The sequence below is a fragment of the Rhizobium sp. BK176 genome (genome assembly GCF_024808055.1).
Genome location: NZ_JANUBV010000005.1, coordinates 267,379 through 288,752 on the forward strand (window position 1 = coordinate 267,379; position 21,374 = coordinate 288,752).

At 59.4% G+C, this 21,374-nt stretch carries 17 protein-coding genes; 12 read left to right on the top strand and 5 right to left on the bottom strand.

Going from position 1 to position 21,374, the window contains the following annotated elements; all coding sequences use genetic code 11:
• Positions 1-98: 98 nt before the first annotated feature.
• The 3 genes from denD (at position 99) to FHT76_RS18545 (ending at position 3,941) form a co-directional block, all read left to right on the top strand.
• Entirely contained in the window at positions 99-1,082 is a 984-nt protein-coding gene (denD, locus tag FHT76_RS18535; protein ID WP_183861585.1) for a D-erythronate dehydrogenase, read from the top strand.
• A complete protein-coding gene (locus FHT76_RS18540) occupies positions 1,079-1,975 on the top strand; it encodes an NAD(P)-dependent oxidoreductase (protein ID WP_183861583.1) in 897 nt (298 codons plus the stop codon). Before denD ends, FHT76_RS18540 begins: the two co-directional genes overlap by 4 nt.
• A gap of 184 nt (positions 1,976-2,159) precedes the next feature.
• Entirely contained in the window at positions 2,160-3,941 is a 1,782-nt protein-coding gene (locus tag FHT76_RS18545) for a bifunctional diguanylate cyclase/phosphodiesterase (RefSeq protein ID WP_183861581.1), read from the top strand.
• Between the two features lie 13 nt (positions 3,942-3,954).
• Here the strand turns inward: FHT76_RS18545 and FHT76_RS18550 are convergent, their stop codons facing one another.
• The 4 genes from FHT76_RS18550 to FHT76_RS18565 all read right to left on the bottom strand — a co-directional run bounded on the left by FHT76_RS18550 (position 3,955) and on the right by FHT76_RS18565 (position 9,270).
• Positions 3,955-4,971 (bottom strand): NAD-dependent epimerase/dehydratase family protein, encoded by a 1,017-nt coding sequence (locus FHT76_RS18550; protein ID WP_183861579.1) that lies wholly within the window; start codon positions 4,969-4,971, stop codon positions 3,955-3,957.
• Positions 4,972-6,288 carry a UDP-glucose/GDP-mannose dehydrogenase family protein gene (locus tag FHT76_RS18555; RefSeq protein WP_183861577.1) on the bottom strand — a complete coding sequence of 439 codons (1,317 nt, stop codon included), beginning with the start codon at positions 6,286-6,288 and terminating at the stop codon, positions 4,972-4,974.
• Positions 6,289-6,383: 95 nt separating this feature from the next.
• Positions 6,384-7,811, bottom strand: a complete 1,428-nt coding sequence (locus tag FHT76_RS18560; protein ID WP_183755576.1) for a mannose-1-phosphate guanylyltransferase/mannose-6-phosphate isomerase — start codon at positions 7,809-7,811, stop codon at positions 6,384-6,386.
• A gap of 34 nt (positions 7,812-7,845) precedes the next feature.
• Complete coding sequence (locus tag FHT76_RS18565) at positions 7,846-9,270, bottom strand: phosphomannomutase (RefSeq protein WP_259127166.1); 1,425 nt, start codon at positions 9,268-9,270, stop codon at positions 7,846-7,848.
• A gap of 152 nt (positions 9,271-9,422) precedes the next feature.
• Here FHT76_RS18565 and ung point away from each other — a divergent pair, with 152 nt between their 5' ends.
• From ung to FHT76_RS18610, 9 genes are all read left to right on the top strand, one after another.
• The gene (gene ung / locus FHT76_RS18570; RefSeq protein WP_183861573.1) at positions 9,423-10,124 is read left to right on the top strand and encodes a uracil-DNA glycosylase; all 702 of its coding nucleotides are present in this window, start codon (positions 9,423-9,425) and stop codon (positions 10,122-10,124) included.
• Positions 10,125-10,263: 139 nt separating this feature from the next.
• The gene (locus FHT76_RS18575) at positions 10,264-11,196 is read left to right on the top strand and encodes a VOC family protein (protein WP_183755579.1); all 933 of its coding nucleotides are present in this window, start codon (positions 10,264-10,266) and stop codon (positions 11,194-11,196) included.
• An 11-nt stretch (positions 11,197-11,207) separates the two neighbouring features.
• The gene (locus tag FHT76_RS18580; RefSeq protein ID WP_183861571.1) at positions 11,208-11,816 is read left to right on the top strand and encodes an alpha/beta hydrolase; all 609 of its coding nucleotides are present in this window, start codon (positions 11,208-11,210) and stop codon (positions 11,814-11,816) included.
• 193 nt (positions 11,817-12,009) lie between these two features.
• On the top strand, positions 12,010-13,821 hold the full coding sequence (locus FHT76_RS18585) for a GNVR domain-containing protein (protein WP_183862009.1): 1,812 nt from the start codon (positions 12,010-12,012) through the stop codon (positions 13,819-13,821).
• 66 nt (positions 13,822-13,887) lie between these two features.
• Complete coding sequence (locus FHT76_RS18590) at positions 13,888-15,153, top strand: glycosyltransferase family 4 protein (RefSeq protein ID WP_259127156.1); 1,266 nt, start codon at positions 13,888-13,890, stop codon at positions 15,151-15,153.
• Positions 15,154-15,169: 16 nt separating this feature from the next.
• The gene (locus FHT76_RS18595) at positions 15,170-16,144 is read left to right on the top strand and encodes an NAD-dependent epimerase/dehydratase family protein (protein ID WP_183861569.1); all 975 of its coding nucleotides are present in this window, start codon (positions 15,170-15,172) and stop codon (positions 16,142-16,144) included.
• Complete coding sequence (locus tag FHT76_RS18600; protein WP_259185763.1) at positions 16,141-17,439, top strand: oligosaccharide flippase family protein; 1,299 nt, start codon at positions 16,141-16,143, stop codon at positions 17,437-17,439. Before FHT76_RS18595 ends, FHT76_RS18600 begins: the two co-directional genes overlap by 4 nt.
• Positions 17,439-18,770, top strand: a complete 1,332-nt coding sequence (locus FHT76_RS18605) for a hypothetical protein (protein ID WP_183861565.1) — start codon at positions 17,439-17,441, stop codon at positions 18,768-18,770. Before FHT76_RS18600 ends, FHT76_RS18605 begins: the two co-directional genes overlap by 1 nt.
• A 2-nt stretch (positions 18,771-18,772) precedes the next feature.
• A complete protein-coding gene (locus tag FHT76_RS18610) occupies positions 18,773-19,366 on the top strand; it encodes a DapH/DapD/GlmU-related protein (RefSeq protein ID WP_183861563.1) in 594 nt (197 codons plus the stop codon).
• Here FHT76_RS18610 and FHT76_RS18615 read toward each other — a convergent pair.
• Entirely contained in the window at positions 19,344-21,197 is a 1,854-nt protein-coding gene (locus tag FHT76_RS18615; protein ID WP_259185764.1) for an SGNH/GDSL hydrolase family protein, read from the bottom strand. The genes FHT76_RS18610 and FHT76_RS18615 overlap by 23 nt on opposite strands.
• Positions 21,198-21,374 lie beyond the last annotated feature (177 nt).

Consider the following 21,374-nt stretch of genomic DNA (forward strand, 5'->3'; position numbering starts at 1 on the left):
CGCCTTTCCTGTTTTCATGGGAGAGCCATACGGCTATGTCTCAAAAGGGATGCAGGGCGAGGGGAGTCGCACACTGCAACGATTGATGGAGGCAGCCAGTGCATATCGCGATTATCGGCGCAGCTGGAATGATCGGGCGCAAATTGACGGCGCGGCTTGTCTCGGATGGACGGCTAGTAGGCCAGTCGATCAATCGGCTTTCTCTTGTTGATGTCGTCATTCCCGCCGCGCCTGAAGGGTTCAACGGGCGTGTCGAGACCAGCGCGATCGACGTTTCTGGTCCAGGGCAAGCCGCGCGAATTATCGCCTCGCGGCCCGATGTGGTGTTTCATCTCGCCGCAATCGTGTCGGGCGAGGCTGAGCTGGATTTCGAAAAAGGTTACGGCATTAATCTAGAAGGCACGCGTGCGCTTCTTGAGGCGATCCGGGAGGCACATCTTCAGGACGGCTATCGGCCCTGCGTCGTTTTCACCTCGTCCATAGCGGTCTTCGGAGCACCATTCCCCGAGGTGATCCCTGACGATTTCAATCTCACACCGTTGACGAGCTATGGCACGCAGAAGGCGATGGGCGAATTGCTCCTGGCAGATTATACGCGCCGGGGCTTCATCGACGGCATCGGCGTCCGGTTGCCGACGATCTGCGTCCGTCCCGGCAAACCGAATAAAGCTGCCTCCGGTTTCTTCTCCGGCATCGTGCGCGAACCATTGGCCGGGCAGGAGGCAATCCTGCCGGTGCCGGAAACTGTCCGTCATTGGCATGCGTCGCCGCGTTCGGCCGTCGGCTTTCTCATCCATGCCGCCAGTATCGATCTCGAGCCGCTTGGCGCCCGCCGCAGCCTGACGATGCCGGGTGTCAGCGCTACGGTGGGGGAGCAGATTGAAGCGTTGCGCAAGATCGCAGGAGAAAAGGCCGTCACTCTGATCCGACGCGAACCCGATGAGCTAGTCATGAAGATCGTGTCCGGTTGGCCGCAGGCATTCGCGGCCGAGCGCGCGAGAAAGTTGGGTTTCGTCGCCGATGCTTCTTTCGACGACATTATTCGCGTGCATATCGAGGATGAACTGGGAGGACGGCTATGACGACCAGCAAATCGCGCAGCATTGCATTCCTGGGGACAGGGCTGATGGGCGCACCGATGGCTCGCCGCTTGCTCCACGCCGGCTTTGCCGTCACGGTCTGGAATCGCAATCATGCCAAGGCGCAGGAACTTGCCGGGGACGGCGCGGTGGTTGCCGATACGCCAGCTGCTGCGGTCGAGGGAGCATCGGTGGTTTTCACGATGCTCACTGACGGAACGGCAGTAGAGGACGTGTTGTTCAAGCAAGGCGCCGCAGAGGCGCTCGATACCGGCGCGGTCGTCATCGATTCCAGTTCCATTGCCCCGGATGCGGCGCGAGAGCATTCCTCGAAACTCGCCGAGCGTGGCATTGCACATCTCGATGCGCCGGTGTCGGGCGGTGTGGTCGGCGCGGCTGCCGGTACGCTTGCGATCATGGCAGGCGGCGACGCCAAGCTGATTGAAGAGCTGGCGGACGTCTTTGCGCCGCTTGGCCGCGTTACGCATGTTGGACCGAGCGGTTGCGGGCAGCTCGCAAAGCTTGGGAACCAGCAGATCGTTGCCATAACGATCGGCGCCGTTGCCGAGGCTATGCTGCTCGTCGAGGCGGGGGGCGGTTCGCGTGAGGCATTTCGCCGCGCGATCCGGGGCGGTTTTGCCGAAAGCCGGATCCTGGATGTTCACGGTCAGCGAATGGTTGATCGCGATTTCGGAATCGCAGGTCCCTCCAAACTGCAACTCAAGGATCTGAACAACATCATCGCGACTGCCGACGGTCTCGCTCTAGCCCTGCCGTTGACGCAAGCGGTGCGTGCCGAATTTGCGGAGTTCGTCGAACATGGCGGTGGCGAAACCGATCATAGCGGCTTGCTGTTGCAACTCGAACAAAAGAATCTTCGTTCCTCGAAAGGCTGAATTGCCTAGTCCACTGGATCTCTGCCAAGATCGAGTGCTGTGTTTCGCCTACAGTTGTTGATGGATTTTTAGTGCATCCTAATTAATCTCTCGCCAAAAGGTTGGTTCTGCCCGCATAATGAGATTCCTCGCACGAGGACCGATACCCTACTGTTACTGAAAGCTGTATGAGGCTTGAACGGCGTTGGCATCGAGCAGTCCCACACGGTCCGAACGAGAGTTCCAGGACATCCTGCGGCGCCTTGAGCTTGCGCTCGATGCGTCCCAGATTGGTGTGTGGGAGCACAATCTCGCTCAGAATGAGATTTCCTGGGACGTCCAGATGCATCGACTGTACCAGACCGGACGAGGCAATGGTCCGGTCCCGACGGCTGTCTGGTCGGATGCAATTCATCCCGACGATCGCGAGCGCGCCGAACTGGAATTCGAGGAAGCGACTGCGCGGCGTGGGCTATACAATTCAGAGTTCCGGATCGTTTGGCCGAACGGTGAGATACGGCATATCCGGTCACGGGCCCATTTCTATGTCAACGAGGAAGGATCCCCCTTCTTCATTGGTGCCGAATGGGACGTTACGGCGGACGTCCTGCTCGCGAACGAGGCTGCCCGTCAGCGCACCGTTGCCGAGGCGCGTGCCTTGGCCTTGGAGGAGAGCAGTGCCCGCATCGAACATGCAGCGGAACACGACTACTTGACGGGACTTCCCAACCGTCGTCTTTTCGACAAGCGTCTGGCGGAACTGGCGGAGGATGCCTCGGTCTCTACGCTTGCAGTCCTGCATCTCGACCTCGATGAGTTCAAGCAGATCAACGACAGCCATGGCCATGTCGCGGGCGACACCGTGTTGCGGGCTGCCGCCTTGCGGATCGAGACGGCTGTTCCGAAGGCGGCCATGGCGGCGCGTATCGGCGGAGATGAATTCGTCATCCTGCTGGTCAATTTCGGTGGTCTGACAGATCTAAACCGGATGGCGCGCGACGTGCAGCGACGCTTGAAGAAGAAGATTCGCTTCGGCCACGAAATGTTGCAATCCGGAGCTTCAATCGGCATTTCCTGGTCATCGGATCGCTCGGGTTCCAACCTCCTCGCAGAGTCGGACATCGCGCTCTATCAGGCAAAAACATCAGGGCGCGACCGCATCGAGTTCTTCTCGCAGCAGCTCAAAGACGATTTGATGGGTAAGCGGCGTCTTGCCGAAGAGTTGAAGCTCGCGCTGGAACAGGGCGACATCATTCCATTCTACCAACCGCAGCTCGATGCCCACACCCGGGAGATCGTCGGAATCGAGGCATTGGCGCGTTGGCATCATAGCGAGCGCGGCACGCTCTCACCCGGTATATTCCTGAAAATCGCCGACGAGTTCGGCTTGTCCTCCGAGATCGATGCTTCGATCCTGCGACGCGTGCTCGCGGATCGGCTGAGCTGGGGGCAGCACGGAACTGCCCTACCGCGAATTTCGGTCAATATCTCCGGACAGCGGCTCTACGATCCGCAATTGATCGAAGATTTGGAGACGCTGGAGATACCGGAAGGGGCTTTGGTTTTCGAGCTCGTCGAGACGATCTTTCTGGATGATTGCGACGATGAACTTCTGCAGGCTGTCGATCGCATCAAGCAAATGGGTATCGAAATCGAGATCGATGATTTCGGCTCGGGCCACGCGTCGCTGATCGGCCTCGTGCGGCTGCGACCGGCCCGGCTGAAGATCGATCGGCAGCTGGTCAGCGAGGTGGATACTTCGTCCGAGCAACGCCGCGTCGTCAAGTCGATCGTCGAGATCGGCAAGGCGCTCGGCGTCGACGTGATTGCGGAAGGCGTCGAGACTGAAAACCATGCGGTGACGCTCGCGAAGCTCGGCTGTCACACGTTGCAAGGCTTCGCGCTCGGCCATCCGCTGCCGGCGTCCGAGATCGATGGGATTTTTGCATCGAAAAAGGAGGCGCTGGCCGCCAACCTCCGCCGTTAGCCAGACGGTAGGTCTACGGTTCGAGTTCGCCGCGCGCTTCCAGATACCAGTCGACGAATGCCTTGACGCCGATATCCAGCGTTGTCTCCGGCTTGTAGCCGGTCAGCGCCATCAACAGGTCGGGGCTGGCAAAGGTGCGCGGCACGTCACCCTTCTGCATCGGCAGCATCTTGCGCTTGGCCGGCTGGCCGAGTGCCCTTTCGACGGTCTCGACAAAGGTCATCAGGTTTTCGGGCTGACCGCCACCGATGTTGACGACGCGGAACGGCGCCTGATGTGAGAGGGTCTCCACCCGTTCGTCGGTCACGCGATTCGCTTCCGAGGGAACGACGGAAGAAAGCCGGAGGATCGCCTCCACGAGGTCATCGATATAGGTGAAGTCGCGGCTCATCTTGCCTTCGCCGTAGATCTCGATCGGCTGGTCTTCCATCATGCTCTTGACGAACTTGAAGAGGGCCATATCGGGACGTCCCCAAGGGCCGTAGACAGTGAAGAAGCGGAAGGCTGTCGTCGGGACCTTGTGGAGATGGGCGTAGCTGTGCGCCATCAGTTCCATCGATTTCTTCGTCGCCGCGTAGAAGGTCAGCGGTTCGTCCGCACGGTCTGTCTCGCGAAATGGAACGGTCGGATTGGCGCCATAGATGGACGACGTCGATGCCAGCATGAGATGGCTGACACCGACATCCTTGGCAATCTCCAGGATGTTCCAGGAGCCTTCCAGATTTGATGTCAGGTAAGCGCGCGGATTTTCCAGGCTGTAGCGCACACCGGCCTGTGCTGCGAGGTGGACCAGCACATCCGGCCTTGCGTCCGCGATGGCGCCTTCCAGGGCATTGCGGTCTTCCAGCATCGCCGTCACCGGGCGGAAGGCAGGAAACTGTGCCAGCGCGGCATTGCGCATGTGCTTCAGCTTGATGTTGTAGTAGTGCGTCATGCCATCGAAGCCGGTGACTTCGTTGCCCTCCTGCAGCAGGCGGCGGGCGAGATGAAAACCGATGAAGCCTGCGGTGCCGGTGATGAAATAACGCATCTACTTCTTCTCGTTCTTCTTTCCGACTGCAAAGTAGCTGAAGCCGTGCTTTGTCACTTCGGCGACCGGGTAGATGTTGCGCAGGTCGACGACAACAGGGGTTCTCACCATAGACTTCAGCCGCTTGAAATCGAGCGCGCGGAACTCGTCCCATTCTGTCACGATGACAATGGCGTCGGCACCGTCAGCAATGTCGTATGGGTCCTTGCCGTAGGTGATCGGGCCGATGACTTCCTTCGCCATCTCCATGCCTTCCGGGTCGAAGGCGTGAACCTTGGCGCCACCGTCCAGCAGCGCCTGGATGATGGTGATCGACGGTGCGTCACGCATGTCGTCGGTATTCGGCTTGAAGGTCAGGCCGAGGATAGCGATCTTCTTGCCCCGAACATTACCGTCGCAGGCTGCGATGACCTTGCGGCCCATGGCGCGCTTGCGGTTGTCATTGATCGCGACTGTCGTCTCGATCAGGCGAACCGGGCTGTCATGATCCTGTGCGGTCTTGACCAGTGCCAGCGTATCCTTGGGGAAGCATGAACCGCCGTAACCGGGGCCGGCATGCAGAAACTTGTCGCCGATGCGCTTGTCCATCCCGATGCCCTTGGCGACCTTCTGCACATCGGCGCCGAGCTGTTCGCAGAGGTCTGCGATCTCGTTGATGAAGGTGATCTTCATCGCCAGGAAGGCGTTGGCGGCGTACTTGATGAGCTCAGAGGTGCGGCGTTCGCAGAAATAAAGCGGCGCTTCGTTGAGGTAGAGCGGGCGATAGACTTCACGCATGACTTCCACGGCGCGCGGCTCTTCAGTGCCGATGACGATGCGATCCGGGCGTTTGAAGTCCGTGATCGCCGCGCCTTCGCGCAGGAATTCGGGGTTGGAGACGACCGCAATATCCTTCTCCGGGAACTCGTCGCGGAAAATGCGCTCGATTTCATCACCGGTGCCGACAGGAACAGTGGACTTGGTGACGATAACGGTAAACCCGGAAACGGCTGCCGCGATCTCGCGGGTCGCGGCATAGACGTAGCTCAAGTCGGCGTGGCCATCGCCGCGGCGCGAAGGTGTTCCGACCGCGATGAAGACGACATCCGCCTCGGCAACTGGAGACGCCAGATCCTTGGAAAAGTCGAGGCGGCCGGCAGTGCGGTTATGCTCGATGATGGCGTCGAGACCGGGTTCAAAAATCGGAACTTGGCCGGCTTCCAGCGCGTCGATCTTCGCGGCCGATTTGTCGACGCAGGTGACATGATGGCCGAAATCGGCGAGGCAGGCACCGGAGACAAGGCCGACATAGCCCGAGCCAATCATCACAATACGCATGGATTCATTCCCTGAGACGGCGATCGCGGCCCGGCCGGTTGGCGGAGCCGCGATGGTGTTACAGGGGGAAGTTTATAAGTTCAAGACAACAGTGATCAGCTGCGGCCGAACTCGTCCACGATACGGATGATATCGTCTTCGCCGAGATAGGATCCGGTCTGCACTTCGATCAGCTCGAGCATGATCTTGCCCGGGTTGGCCAGGCGATGGATTTCGCCGAGCGGGATGTAGACGGATTCGTTCTCTCTCAGCATCTGCACGTTCTCGCCGATGGTCACCTCGGCCGTGCCCTTGACGACGATCCAATGCTCGGAGCGGTGGTGGTGCTTCTGTAGTGACAGTTTCTTGCCCGGCGTGACGAAGATGCGTTTCACCTGGAAGCGGTCGCCGTTCAGCACCGAGGTATAGCCGCCCCAAGGCCGGTAGGAGGTGGGATGGGTCTCGGTCAGCTGCGATGTCGTGGGGGCGGAGGCGAGCATCTTCACGAGGTTGCCGACGTCCTGGCTGTCCTGCAGTCGGCCGACATACACGGCGTCCTCGCTGGCGATGACAGCGATATCGTCCATGCCCTGGACGGCTAGGTGTACACCATGTGTCATGATGAGCGAGTTCTTGGTGTTGACGACCGTCGTATTGCCGGCTGCCACATTGCCATATTCATCGCGGCTACCGCTCTTCCAGACGGAATCCCAGCTGCCGAGGTCGGACCACTTGAACGGCGAGGGGACGACGGCGGCGTTGCTCGTCTTCTCCATGATCGCGTAGTCGATCGAGATGTTCGGGGCCGCGGAGAACGCTGCCTTGTCGAGACGGATGAAGTCGAGATCCCTGACGCTTTTTGCGAGCGAGTCGGCTGCTGCCTTCAATACCGGTGCAGCATAGGTGCGCATTTCGGCGAGCAGACGCGAAACCGAAAACATGAACATGCCGGAATTCCAATAGAAACCGCCAGCGGCGAGCATTTCTTCTGCATTGGCGAGTGGCGGCTTTTCGATGAATCGTGCCACCACCCGAGCACCCGAAGGAAGCTGCTCCCCACCCTCGATGTAGCCGTAGCCCGTTGCAGGCTCGGTCGGCTGTATGCCGAAAGTTGCCAGCTTTCCCTCGGCCGCCGTTGCGGCAGCAATGTTGACACAGCCAAAGTAGGTGTCGTCGGCAACGATTTCGTAGTCGGAGCCGAGCACGTGCATAATGGTGTCCTCGTCAAAACGGTCGCGTACCAGCGTCGCAGCGGCGGCTACGGCGGCGGCGGTATTGCGGGCAACCGGTTCGAGCAAGATGGCGGCGAGGTCGATGTCCAGCTCACGCGCTTGCTCGGCGACGAGAAAGCGGAATTCTTCGTTGGTAAGAATCACGGGCGCTTCGTAGAGCGCGGGATCGGACACGCGCCGCAGCGTTTCCTGAAAAAGTGTCTTGTCGCCAACGAAACGGATGAACTGCTTCGGTGCTGCAGCGCGTGACAATGGCCAAAGCCGAGTACCTTTGCCGCCTGCCATGATCACGGGAACGATCTTCTTCGTCATCTCTAATATCCTTGACTATCTCTTGCTTGGTCGATCAGTTCGTCTTGGCCCACCAGCGGATGCGTTGCAGTCCGGCACCGAGCAACGCTGCGGCGGCGGCTTCGCCTTCTGCCTCAACGTAGCAGCGCATTTCCGGAGCATTGCCGGAGGGACGGAAATGAATGATTCGTCGGTCCTTCAGCGTGACACGCAGCCCGTCGATATCGCTGACGCTGCCAACTTTGCCGATCGGCTCCAGAAACGCCGCGAGGTTGGAAGACCCGGAACGGAGATGCGCCATCAGACGGGCACTTGTCTCAACCGGAAAGTCTTCGAGACGGTCAGCCATGGCAAACGGCAGGCCGTAGGAAGCAACGATGACCGAAAGCGGCTGCCGTCTGGATGCTGCAAGAAACAGCGTCGCCAGGATGGGCACGAAGCAATCGCGCGTCGGCAGGGCGCGCAGCGTGTGGCCGTTGACTTCGGAATCGCTCGCCGTCAGCACGCCGCCATTCGCCTCGAAGCCTGCGACATGGTTCTGGCCCGCTGTGATTGCCTCTTGCATGCCCGATATCACAAAGGGGGAGCCGACGCGGGTGCGAATGACGCTAAAGCGCCCCGCAGATTCGATCCCGGAATTCGACGTAACCGGTGTAACCACTGCGGTCGCACCGAGGAAGTTTGTGGCGATCAATCCAAGAAGATCACCGCGCAGCGGCGTGCCCGTCTCATCTGTCACCAGCGGACGATCGCCATCCCCATCGGCGGAGACGATCGCATCGAGGTCATGTTGTCTGGCGGCATCCGTCAGTTTGGCAATCGTTTCTTCGGAAACGGCTTCGGTGTCGACAGGATTGAATGTCTCTGACCGGCCAAACGGGACAACTGTCGCGCCGTAATGCTTCAAGAGATCCACAAGCAGGTCGCGGGCGACCGTGCTATGCTGGTAGATGCCGACCTTGAGGCCAGCAAGCGCGCCCGCGGGAAGAATATTGGCATTCCGTTCGCGGAAGGCCGTCAGGCATTCGGACGAAACCTCGTGCGGACGTGTGCCGCGGGGCGCAAACGCAAAGCCGGTACGATCGAGTTCTGTTGCCAAAGCGGTGATTGCCGCCTCGTCTGCTTTGTCGATCTCGCCGTCCGGCCGATAGAACTTGATGCCGTTACGATCAGCAGGTATGTGCGAACCGGTCACCATCAGACAGGCGGCCTTTTGCTGGAGACCATAAAGCGCAAGGGCTGGCGTCGGCGGCGTGCCGCAGTCCTGGACATCGAAACCGAGGCTGACAAGGGCATCAGTGCAGTTGGCCGTGATTTCTGGACTCGAATCCCGGTAGTCCCGGCCGATCAGGATGGCGTCGCCCGCGCGCGCCAGTCCGCTGTCGAGCAGGTAGCGTCCGAACGCGGTGGCATAAAGTGCCGAAGCGCGCCCCTTGAGGTCGACAGACAGGCCGCGAAGTCCACTTGTTCCGAATTTCATCTTGAAAGGTTCCCGACGCGCTTGAATTCACCTGCGATTTGAACGCAATCTACCCCGCATTTGTAAATATTGCCGACGGCCAACAATAAAATGTCCGCCAATTCCCGCCTCGAGGCAAGTTGAAAGCGCGCAGAAGCGGATGAGGACTGTCAATGGATGAACAATCGATCGCGCTGGAGGAGAGCTGGAAGAACGCACTCGCTGGCGAATTCTCCAGTCTCTACATGCAGCAGCTAAAGGCGTTCCTCCTCGCCCAGAAGCAGGGAGGAAAAAGGATCTTTCCGAAGGGGTCTGAGTACTTCCGCGCTCTCGACCTCACGCCACTGGCGGACGTCAAGGTCGTGATCCTCGGGCAGGACCCTTATCATGGACTCGGGCAAGCGCATGGCCTTTGCTTCAGCGTCCGACCGGGCGTGCGAATTCCGCCCTCACTCGTCAATATTTACAAGGAAATGCAAAGCGACCTGGGAGTTCAGCCGGCGCGGCATGGATTTCTGGAACATTGGGCGCGGCAGGGCGTGCTGTTGCTGAACAGCGTGCTGACGGTCGAGGAGGCTCAGGCTGCATCGCACCAGGGCAAGGGGTGGGAGCGCTTCACCGACGCTGTCATTCGCAAGGTCAACGACGAATGCGACGCGGTGGTCTTCATGCTTTGGGGCTCCTATGCGCAAAGGAAGGCCGCCTTCGTGGATACGTCGCGTCATCTGGTGTTGAAGGCGCCGCATCCGTCGCCACTTTCCGCACACAGCGGCTTCTTTGGCTCTGGCCATTTTTCCAAGGCCAATGCCTTCTTGCAGGCGCGCGGCCGGGCGCCGATCGACTGGCAGTTGCCCACGAACCCAACTGATCTTTAGGCTCTTTCTGAACGATCTTTATTTGTCGTTCACTAAAAGGAGACAATGCGTTCTGGTCGTCGGGGCTATTCCGATCGACCCTTAGCGATCATCTATATCCCATCCGAAGCCCGCGAGGCGGGCAAGAAAGGGGTCTCAAATGCTCGATCAAATCAAGGGTCTGCACCACGTCACATCGATGGCGGAGGATGCCCGCACCAACAACCAGTTTTTCACCAATGCGCTCGGTCTGCGTCGCGTCAAGAAGACCGTGAACTTCGACGCACCTGACGTCTATCACCTCTACTATGGTGACGAGACCGGCGCGCCAGGTACGATCATGACGTACTTCCCATTCCCGAAGATGCCGCAAGGACGTCCGGGAACCGGTGAGGTCGGGACCACCGTTTTCTCTGTCCCGCAGGGTTCGCTCGGTTTCTGGAGCGATCGTTTGAACAAATTGAATGTCACCGGCCTGAAGACCGAGGAAGCATTCGGCGAAAAGCGCCTGAACTTTGGCGGTCCCGATGGCGACGGCTTTGCGCTGGTTGAAGTCAAGGAAGACGATCGTCTGCCCTGGACGCACGGCGGCATCAGCGAGGACCACGCGATCCGCGGGTTTCACTCGGTCGCCATGCGACTGCGCGATGACGGCGCCACGTCCGAGCTGCTTAGATTCATGGGCTACGAAGTCCAGGAAGAGCGCGATGGCGTGAAGCGCCTGACCATTCCCGGCGGAAACGGTGCCCATCTCGTCGACCTGGAAACCATGCCAAACCTCTCGCGAGCTCTGCCAGGCGCAGGTTCGGTGCACCATGTCGCTTTCGCCGTGGAGAACCGCGAGAAGCAGCTCGAAGTGCGCAAAGCGCTGATGGATACGGGATATCAGGTTACGCCTGTCATCGACCGCGATTACTTCTGGGCGATCTACTTCCGCACCCCAGGTGGCATCTTGTTTGAGATTGCGACCAACGAACCCGGCTTCAACCGTGACGAGGACACGGCGCATCTCGGTGAAGCACTGAAACTGCCGCAGCAACATCAGCACATGCGCGCTCTTATCGAGCAGCACCTGCAGCCGTTGGAAGCCTAAGGGGACACACGATGACCGATAACAGCTATGTGCACCGGCTCCAGGCCGGTGCACCCGGAAAGCCCATTCTTGTCGTACTGCACGGAACGGGCGGCGACGAGAACCAGTTTTTTGATTTTGGGCGACGCTTGTTGCCGGAAGCGACGATCGTATCGCCGCGCGGCGATGTTTCCGAGTTCGGCGCAGCACGCTTTTTCAAGCGTACCGGCGAGGGCGTCTACGATATGGCGGATCTTGCTCGAGCAACGGAAAAGATGGTGTCCTTTGTCGCAACGCTTGCGAAAGAACATGAGGCGACCGATGTCCTCGGGCTTGGCTTCTCGAACGGCGCAAATATCCTTGCCAACGTGCTGATCGAAAAGGGATTGTTCAATGCTTCGGTTCTGATGCACCCGCTGATCCCGTTTCAACCGAAGGCAAATCCAGCGCTCGGCGGACGAAAGGTACTGATCACTGCCGGTGAGCGCGACCCGATCAGTCCTGCGCCCGTGACGAGGGCCTTGGCGGAGTATTTTGAGGCGCAGAATGCTTCCACCACGACGGAATGGCATGCCGGTGGGCACGATATCAGGCAGAACGAAATCGATGCCATTCAGAGGTTCTTCGAGCCATATCGCTAAGCAACTCCTGTCGGATGGCCCTCGACCATCCGGCAGGCTTCATTCAAATGCAGGGGGTGATAATCCAATAGGATTATCTGTGGTTGTGAAGCGTCCCTGCTGTGGTAATTGTTTGCGCGATAAAACCTGAGCGAGTATTCGGCTGTATCGGTTGAGGGTTTGCATTCGCATGAACGATGTCGCAGACCCTCGAATGCTGATTGGACTAGCCCACCGGCAAGTCCGTACAATATTGGCGGTGGCTCTGCCGATCTTCCTGCTGAGTGTTGCTGTCCTCTTCTCTCTCTCACCGCGGTATACCGCTCAGTCGCTGGTTCTTGTCGATACGAGTTCAAAGAATCTTCTCGACCCCAATACTGCCGCCACAAGCGGCCTGACCGACAACTCCCGAGTAGAGGGCGAGGTTCGCATCGTTCGATCCGATGCAGTGCTCCTCGACGTCATAAGGGACGGCAATCTCCTCTCCGACCCGGAGTTTACATCCAATGGTTTCATGGAACCGCTACTGGCCGTCGTTGGCCTCAAGCGGACGGCGTCGTCGGGCGACAAGGCGATTGGGGCCGTTCTTAACTCTTTCAGGTACGCGGTCCGGGTTCGCCGCGAAGGTCTGACCTATCTTATCACCGTCGGTGTGACGTCGAAGGATGCCGAGAAGGCGGCGCGGCTCGCAAATCTTGTGACGGCTGTCTACATCAAGAAACAGGTCGAGGCAAAAGTCGCGAATACAGTCTCGGCCGGCAAGATTCTCGAGCATCAGGTCACGGCCGCTCGAGACGTCCTTGCGCAGAATGAGCGAAATCTCGATCTGTTCGTCACCTCCCATGGCAATCTCCAAGCCGCCGGATCGCTGCAGCAGTTGCGGCTGGCGGACGCGCAATTTGGCGAAACCGCCTCCGATGCGCGCGGTCCAAGCTACGGGCGCGGTGTATCCTCGGAAATCCTCACCCAATACTATGCGCTGCAGCAATCGGCGCAGGTCGCAAGGACCCAATATCAGAACCTTTTGACGCGACTGCAGGATTTCGAGGCGCAGGCGAGTCTCCAGGTCGCCGACAGTCGCATAGTATCCGCAGCGCTCGCCCCGATCGAGCCATCGTATCCGAGGAAAGGTCTTGTGCTCGCAGTGATGGCCATCCTGGCGCTGGGTCTGGGCATTGGAGGCGCCTTGCTCCGGGAATTCTTTATAGGCGGCTTTACAAGTGAGGATCAGGTAAGCGCAGTACTGAACATTCCGCTCGCCTCGGTAACGCCGGATCAGGCAGGCAGCGAAGTTGAAAAGCCGCACGGGCGAGGCCTTTCCGACACAATCATGTCAGCCCCGCTCTCGCTCTTCTCTGAATCACTGCGACGCATCCGCGTGTCGCTGGATCAGACGTTATTGCGAAATGCCGGGCTCCTCGAACCTGAGACCGAAACAGGCGTCGTCGTTATGGTTGCTTCGGCGCTCTCTGGAGAGGGAAGGTCAACGCTCGCGACCTCCCTGGCACGTACCTATGCTTTGGCCGGAAAGCGGACACTGCTCGTCGATTGCGACCTTCGCAAGCCCAGCATCCATCGGCATGTCGATCGCGAGCCGACATCGGCATTCGTCAATCTTTTGCGTGGCGAGCCTGATCCCGGTCTCGCGAACATGGTGGTGACAGATCACGCTACCAACCTCTCCGTGATCCTCGGCGCACGGCCCGCCGAATTTCCGACGGACGAGCTTCTGATGGGGCCGCGGGTCAGGAAACTGCTGGAGCGAGCACGCCAGCACTTCGACTACATTATCGTCGACACGCCTCCAATGGAGGCGGCTGTTGATGCCCTCTATCTCGCGCGGCTGAGCGACGCTGTGCTCTTCGTCGTGCAGTGGGCGACTACGCCTCAAAAGGCCGCGCGAAAGGCAGTCACCGCCCTAAGGGGCCATACGAGAGATGCAGCGCCAATCATCGCGGTGCTGAACAGACGGGATCAACGCAAGTGGTTCGCGGTTGGAGGGCATTATGTTCTTGCAAGTGCCTAAGAACTGCGTGCGTGGCGTAGGCTTCAGCCGAGCAGCAGGCTGCGCGGGGGTGGTTGGAATACAGCAGTGGCGGCGGCTTTCTGCTGGGGCGGTCAATTTGCGGCATCTTTTTCTTCATTTCATCTGAGAAAAGACATGAATTGCCGACGGCGTATACTTATTCATGATTACTCGGGTCACCCTTTTCAGGTCGAGCTGTCGCGCTGTCTTGCAGAACGCGGCCATCAGGTTTTCCACGTCCATTCAGAGAGCTTTCAAACCCCTAAGGGCGACCTGACGAACCGTTCGGATGATCCCACGAGCTTGCAGATCGCAGGTGTTCGTCTGGACGGAGTCTTTCACAAGAACAGTTTCCTCAGGCGAAGGTCCCAAGAGATCGAAACCGGACGGTTGGTTGCAGTTCAAATCCAGCAATTTCGGCCGGAGGTCGTTATTTCCTCCAACGCCCCGCTGGATACCCAAGCCGTGATCTACAAAGCGACACGGGCGATCGGAGCAAAATTCGTCTTCTGGCTTCAGGATATCTATAGCGAAGCGATCGGCCGCATCTTGCCCCGTAAGCTTCCGGTGCTCGGCAGCCTTGTCGCCAAGCGCTATCGCAAGCTCGAATACGACCTCTTGAGGGGAAGCGACCATATCGTCGCGATCACGGACGACTTTGTCCCGTTTCTTTGCAACAACGGCGTCTCAACTCACGATATTTCCGTCATTGAAAATTGGGCGCCGCTGAATGATGTGAGCGCGCAAGGGCGAGCGAAGCCGGGAAATGGAACGATACACGCCGTTTACGCGGGAACGTTGGGCTACAAGCACAATCCCGAGGTTCTTCTTTCTGCGGCGAAAGCGCTGACCGTGACGATTGACGTCCTCTCCGAGGGCCGCGCGGCAGACGAGCTCGCGCATCGTGCAAAGACCGAAGGCATAACCAACCTCGTGGTCCGACCGTGGGTTCGATTCTCGGATCTGCCGGGGGTGTTGGCTGATGCCGACATACTGATCGCCATGATCGAAGCCGATGCTGGGATCTTTTCGGTGCCGTCGAAGGTACTCACTTACCTCTGCTCCGGGAAGCCAGTACTCGCCGCCATCCCCGCAGGAAATCTCGCTCGGAGAATCCTCGAGCGGGAGCAAGCCGGGCTCGTTTCGGAACCCGGCAATCACGCAGATTTCGTGACCAATTTTCGTCAGTTGGCTGAGCGTGCGGAGGTCCGGGCGAAGCTTGGCGCAAATGGTCGCGCGTATGCCGAGAGAAGTTTCGGGATTGATCGGATTGCGGATCGATTTGAGGGAATTCTTGAACGGCTGTTCTTGATGGAGTTGCAGGCAAAATAGCGCTGGGGGGCGTAAGGTGCTGGGGAAAACTGCTCTTGTCTGTGGTGCCGGAGGCTTCATCGGCAGCCACCTTGTCCGACGGTTGAAGCATGAGGGGTTCTGGGTTCGCGGCGTCGATCTCAAGTATCCGGAATATGAAGCGACGGTAGCCGACGAATTCATTGCGGGTGACCTTCGCCGGCAGGATGTTTGCGAGAGGGTCATCGACGGTCGCTTCGACGAGGTCTACCAGATGGCCGCTGACATGGGCGGGGCTGGGTATATCTTCACCGGCGAGCACGACGCCGACATCATCCACAATTCTGCAACCATCAACCTCAATGTCGCCGAAATCTGCCGCCGTCAGAATGTCGAGCGAATTTTCTACTCCTCTTCGGCCTGCATCTATCCTGCGTACAATCAGGAAGATCCGGACAATCCCAATTGCGCGGAATCATCGGCCTATCCCGCCGCGCCAGACAGCGAATATGGGTGGGAGAAACTCATCTCCGAGCGCCTCTTTCTCGCCTACAACCGCAACCATGGAATGAAGAACCGCGTTGCGCGATACCACAACATCTTCGGACCTTCCGGTACATGGCAAGGCGGCAAGGAAAAAGCGCCAGCTGCAATCTGCCGCAAGGTTGCGATCGCCTCGCATGGCGATGAAATCGAGATCTGGGGTGATGGCCTGCAGACCCGCTCTTTCCTCTACATAGACGAATGTCTGGAGGGAACGACACGCCTGATGCGCTCCGGTTTCGAGGGACCGGTCAACATCGGGTCGGACGAGATGGTGACTATCAACCAGCTCGTTGACATGGTCTGTGCCATCGCCGGCAAGCGGCTTCAGAAGCGACATATTCCCGGTCCCCTTGGTGTCCGCGGGCGGAACTCCGATAATCGTTTGATCGAGGAGAAGCTGGGCTGGCGACCAGCGCAAAGCCTCATTACCGGTTTGGAGGCAACTTATGCCTGGATCGAGAGCCAGTTGATCCGAGTGGCCGCATGACGGCGATCGGTGCTCACCAGGCAAAGGTACGTGGTGAGCGAGGCCTGTCGTGGCGGGGAACCGGCAACGCAGCGCTGTTGATTGCGAGCTTCGGGATAGGGCAGGGATCGATCTTTCTCGCGCAGACCCTGCTGGTCAGTCGGGGGGAACTCGAGCTACTGGCGCGCTTCGGGACATGTTTTTCCTTTGCTGTTCTCGCGCTGATGATTGTCGATTTTGGATGCATGACCTCGGTCGCCCGCAGAGTTGCCTTAGCAGATGTCAAGGGTGACGGTGCGGAGATCCGACACTGCTTCTGGTCCGGAAGCATGGTGCGGCTTTGCGTGGCCATTGCTGTCGCATTGATTGGTTTGTCGTACGCGCTGTGGTCGTGGGATGACTTCAGCTGCGCCTACCTCACAGCGGCCACTCCGGCCCTCATATTCTGGGCTTTCAACGCCGGCGGCATTCTTGATGGACTGAAGCTGAGTGGACTGAGCGGGGTGACCGGCATGGCGACGTACCTCTGCTCTGGGGCAGCGCTGCTGCCTGCGAGCGGTCTTTCGGCCAACCAGTCTGGTCTGATTCTCGGGGCGGCCTTGTCGATGGGATGCGGCATCGCCGTCACCATGCAGTTGTTGACCCTTTGCCATGTCGGCCGCCCTCCTGGGAGGATATCGGTGACATGGCGACGCTGCAGGGACCTTGTCCGCGAAGGAGTGTCGGTCTTGCTTGCGCTACTGCCGGGGCAGCTGTCGTTTCGATTCCAGCTCATTATCTGCTCACTGCTTTTTGGCCAGGGACCGACGGCGATTTTTCTCTACGGTCGGCAGATTACGGCAGCGGGCTCGCAGGTCCTGGAATGTGTCCGCCGAGCGCATTTTCCTCTGCTCGTACACAGGATTGCCACGAGCGTCAGCCCGGTTTGGACAGCATTCGGCGTTCAGCGCTTGGCCACATGGATTTCCGTATCTGGTTCATCTGGCCTTTTGATAGCCGGTTTGCTGATCGCCGGATCGACACATGCTGCGATCGCCGCAGCGGCCGGTGTTGTCAGTCTTTTCTCGTTTGGGATACTGAGCGGTGCATTGGTGTCGACGCTATCCCAGGCGGCACAGGCACTGGGGCACTACCGCGCGGTCGCCTTGTCGGCCAATGGCGCCATGCTGATCTGTTTCGTCGCAACTGCCGCGCTCGGCTACTGGCTTGGTCTTGCTGGGCTTGCGGTTGCCGAGGTGGTCTCGCATGCCGCGGGCGCGTTGGGCCTTTGGTATCTGCTCTTTCGTCGTGGTCTACCGGCATGGCGAGGGAAGTGATGATCAGGCTCGGGACGGTGCTGGCACTCTACCTCCTCAACTTGCCTTTCGCCGACAGTCTTTTCGTGGTCGGCCTGAGCTTGCCGCTGTTCGCCATTGTGATCGTCGGTTTGGGGCGCCTGCGATCGCGCGATTTCGAGATTGGCGACATTTTCTGGTTCTGTCTGTTTATCTATTTTGTGATCTCGCCGTTGCAGCGAATTCATGGGGACCGGATCGGTGGCGCGACTGCGATAACGGCCTACGCCTACGATCCGGCCGAGTACGCTCTGGCGATGCTGGTCGTCGTTGTCTTTGCCTTCCCATTCCTCTTCGTGTCGATGCAATCCGATGAACAGCCGGCGGCGACCGATGTCCGACCTGCTATACCTTTCATCCTCTTCCTCAACGTCGTTGCCTTCATCCTGTTCGCCATGTCCGAAGGTGGCTTCGAAAGGCTGCTTTCATCGCGCTTGGAGCAGGATGGCTCGCAGCCCTTCATCGCGAGCATGCTATTTCTGGCCGTTCAATCTGCGAGTGCTTGCCTGGTGGCAGCATACTGTCGCTTATCGCCGCGTAGGCTTACCGCGGTGTCGATGCTGCTGCTCGTTCTGGTTTTGCTGGCGGTCGCCAGAAACCCGTTCAATGCACCACGCTTCGTGCTGCTGGCGGTGTGGGGACCCGTGTTCCTGGCACTCGCTGGTGGCAAGCTATCGGCGGCGAAATTCTACCTTTGTGGCCTGGTGGCGCTGACGATCCTGTTTCCGATCCTCAATATAACGACACGCTCAGGATTGGAGGGATTGCAGGATCTGTCGCAGGTCTCGGTTGTCGGGAACTTCTTTGACATCCCTTCCGTCGATGTGTTTGACATGGCTGTCCACTCCGTCCGCTACATGTCGACGCATGATCTCATGTGGGGCGAAAAGCTGACCGCTGTCGTACTGTTCTTCGTTCCCCGCGCCGTCTGGCCGGGTAAACCGATCGTCGGCGGGCTTGATATCGGCAATGATCTCTTTGCCGCCGGCATGTACGGGACGCCAAACCTCTCCCTCTTTCTCGGCTGCGATTTCTACATGGATTTCGGGTTTGTGGGCGTCGTGCTTGGCGGCTTCGCATGTGCATTTCTGCTGGGAGCGATGATCCGGTTCAACCAGGACAGGTTCTTCGGGGTTCGCGTACTCCAATTCTTCATCGCAGCGTCCTTGCCCATTCTTCTGCGTGGGCCGGTGGGTGCGGTGCTTCCGCTTTTCGTCTGTCAACTGTTTGTCGCGAAGCTGCTTTCGGTCTCGCTCCGGCGGTTCGTCCAGCCACCGGCACAGTTAGCCGCCGTTCGAGCTTGGAGGCGATGATAATGGAACAGCATGCCTTGGGCATCCTCGACGCAAGGAAAAGCGGCTCGCGCACCGGCGGCCCAAGCTTTTCGCTGCAGCACAGGATGTTACGGGCCGCGTGGGCGGTCGCGTGGATGCTTCTCGCTGGTTGGACGCCGGCCCCCTTGCATCGATGGCGGGCGATGCTGCTCCGCATGTTCGGCGCACAACTGGCGGCCAACGCCCGCGTTCATGGTTCGGCAAGGATCTGGTATCCACCGAACCTGGTGATGGAAGAGAACGCACTGATTGGCCCGCGTGTCATTTGCTATGCGATGGCGCCGATCCGCATCTGCCGGAATGCCGTGATCTCACAAGGCGCGCATCTTTGCGCCGGTAGTCATGTAGTGGACGATCCCTATTTCCAGCTGGAGGCACATCCGATCACGATCGGGGCCAATGCCTGGGTGGCGGCCGAGGCCTTTGTCGGCCCCGGCGTAATTTTAGAAGAGGGCTCTGTCCTCGGTGCGCGTGGCGTCGCCTTCAGCAACATCCCGGCCTGGACGATCTTTGCCGGCAACCCGGCGCGTTTCCTGCGCAAGCGCGTGCTGTTTACCAGCCCTGGACGATCGTAGCGCCAGCCCAGGCGGCGGCGACGACCGCATAGCCTAGATCATTGAGGTGGATTGCATCAGCCCGCAGCGATCGTGGCACCAGGCCGGCCGCCACGTCCTCCTGATCGCCAGAAGTCTGGTTGGCTGCGGACTGAAGGGCAGCTTGAAGATCGACAAAGTGGTTTTGGTAGACGGTCTTGAGAGCCGCATTCAGCTCCGATATCTGCTGCATCGCCTCGGGTGTGTCGCTTGCCGCAGGCAGGATCGAGCCAACGAGATATCGCCCGCGTGCTACCCGATTTGCCATTGCTGCGATATCGGACATAACCGTAGCTGGAGCGCTGGCGTTGTTGCGGCCGGCCCAGATCCACTGGACGTCTCCTCGTGTCGCGATGGCGTCGTCCAAAAGGAAGGTTGCGGAATAGGGCACGCCGGCGCTGTCGCCTGCGGACCTTCGCGTAAAGCTCCAATTGCCTGCGGCATCGGCGGAGATCGATCCTTTGATGCCGACCAGCGTGCCGGAAGCGCTGCCGCGGTGAGCGCCGGAATCGATGAAGATGTCCGCGGATTTGTAGGTGACGGGAATTTGCGGGCTGCTATCGCCCCACTCGATGGAGATGTTGTCAAGCGACCAGGTGACATAGCTGTCGCTGCTGACAAACGCGATCGCACCGCACGACTCGTTACCGAAAGTGCTGTTGCCACTGGTTAAGATCACTTCGTGGTGGCCACGGTAGCTGATAACCGAGGTTGCATTTCCTTCGCCGGTTTCCGCCGCCCAACTGCCACCGGGTGCATTGAGGCCGCCGATCTGGACAAGGCCGCCACCCTCGATGAAGTCGAGATCGAAGCCGACGCGAATGGTTTTGCCCTGTGGCACCGCCGCCAGGGCGATCTCGCAGCCGCGAAGGATTCCGGCGTCGTCGTTGCTGACCAGTAGTTTGCTGCTTTCCACCCGTAGCGGGGTTGTGTGGCCATCCTGGACGCGCGGGGTCCAGCCGTTCGCGCTGGTGCCGAAGCGGGATGTCGTAGAGAAGGTCGGATTGTAGAGGTTGATCGTTCCGTCGCCAGGTGTGAGTTGCAGGGAGGTTCGCAGCGGGCCGGCCTCGAACTGGCCCGGAAAGATGCGAAGCGTGATGTCGATAGTGCTGCCGACGGCAACATTCAGCAGGAAGGTCGAGCGAATAAAGGCGTGGGTTGCTTCACCGCTTTCCGATACGGAATTGCGCGCACCATCGAGTGGAAAACCTGGCGACGCGATTTCGTTGAGGTAGCCGCCGGCCTCGTCAGCTTGAATGAGCAGGAGATTGAAACCGTTCACGCCGCTGGTGGAGCCGCCAACCAGTTGAGCCTCGCCAGAGATAGTCCAGCGGCTGCCAGCTTCGACTTTCAGGTTTGCGGCGATGGAGCTGTATATCTGTCGACCGACATCCGTGAACGATCCGGTTGCCATTCCGTGAACGCGAACGTCGCCATAGGGAAGTCCGTTTTCATCAACCCCTGCCGCTACCAATTCGTGAGTGAGTCCGTTGATGACGCCTGCATCAAACGAGGTCATCCAGTCTCGGCTGCGGGGATAGAGGTTCTTGGTTTCAGTACCCTGGACGGCGAGCAGCAGGGGCGTGCCTCCCTGACGGGAAGCGATCTGGGTCGAGGTCTGGCCGCCGACCCCGCGATTAATGACAGTGCGAGGTGGGTTGAATAGCGAAGCTGCCAGAGCGGGATAGGAGTGGTCTGACGAAGACGCGCCCGCGCCTGCCGTCAGACTGTCGCCGAAGGCGACGATGGAGCGCGGCCTGGTCCCGTCGCGATGGGCGGGGCAGCCGGCACTGATATCGAGACCGAGAAACATTATTGAGACCTCCACAACAGTAAATGGGACTATGATCCTATTTCATGTTGGGCGGGCGGGGACGTTCGCGCACATGACCAGATTGCGTCGGCGGGCATTTGCCGCGCATTGCGGTGGTCGCCGGCGGTGCTCAAGTTGGGAGGTGTGGTTTTGTCCGAGCCGACGTTCTTCCCGCTG

Excerpts from the sequence above, each read along its gene's own strand:
- FHT76_RS18585 (WP_183862009.1), top strand. The coding sequence starts at position 12,010 with ATGCTGATTGGACTAGCCCACCGGCAAGTCCGTACAATATTGGCGGTG.
- FHT76_RS18580 (WP_183861571.1), top strand. The coding sequence starts at position 11,208 with ATGACCGATAACAGCTATGTGCACCGGCTCCAGGCCGGTGCACCCGGA.
- FHT76_RS18550 (WP_183861579.1), bottom strand. The coding sequence starts at position 4,971 with ATGCGTTATTTCATCACCGGCACCGCAGGCTTCATCGGTTTTCATCTC.
- FHT76_RS18560 (WP_183755576.1), bottom strand. The coding sequence starts at position 7,811 with ATGACGAAGAAGATCGTTCCCGTGATCATGGCAGGCGGCAAAGGTACT.
- FHT76_RS18565 (WP_259127166.1), bottom strand. The coding sequence starts at position 9,270 with ATGAAATTCGGAACAAGTGGACTTCGCGGCCTGTCTGTCGACCTCAAG.
- FHT76_RS18610 (WP_183861563.1), top strand. The coding sequence starts at position 18,773 with ATGGAACAGCATGCCTTGGGCATCCTCGACGCAAGGAAAAGCGGCTCG.
- FHT76_RS18600 (WP_259185763.1), top strand. The coding sequence starts at position 16,141 with ATGACGGCGATCGGTGCTCACCAGGCAAAGGTACGTGGTGAGCGAGGC.
- FHT76_RS18605 (WP_183861565.1), top strand. The coding sequence starts at position 17,439 with ATGATCAGGCTCGGGACGGTGCTGGCACTCTACCTCCTCAACTTGCCT.
- FHT76_RS18575 (WP_183755579.1), top strand. The coding sequence starts at position 10,264 with ATGCTCGATCAAATCAAGGGTCTGCACCACGTCACATCGATGGCGGAG.
- FHT76_RS18615 (WP_259185764.1), bottom strand. The coding sequence starts at position 21,197 with ATGTTTCTCGGTCTCGATATCAGTGCCGGCTGCCCCGCCCATCGCGAC.
- FHT76_RS18555 (WP_183861577.1), bottom strand. The coding sequence starts at position 6,288 with ATGCGTATTGTGATGATTGGCTCGGGCTATGTCGGCCTTGTCTCCGGT.
- FHT76_RS18540 (WP_183861583.1), top strand. The coding sequence starts at position 1,079 with ATGACGACCAGCAAATCGCGCAGCATTGCATTCCTGGGGACAGGGCTG.
- ung (WP_183861573.1), top strand. The coding sequence starts at position 9,423 with ATGGATGAACAATCGATCGCGCTGGAGGAGAGCTGGAAGAACGCACTC.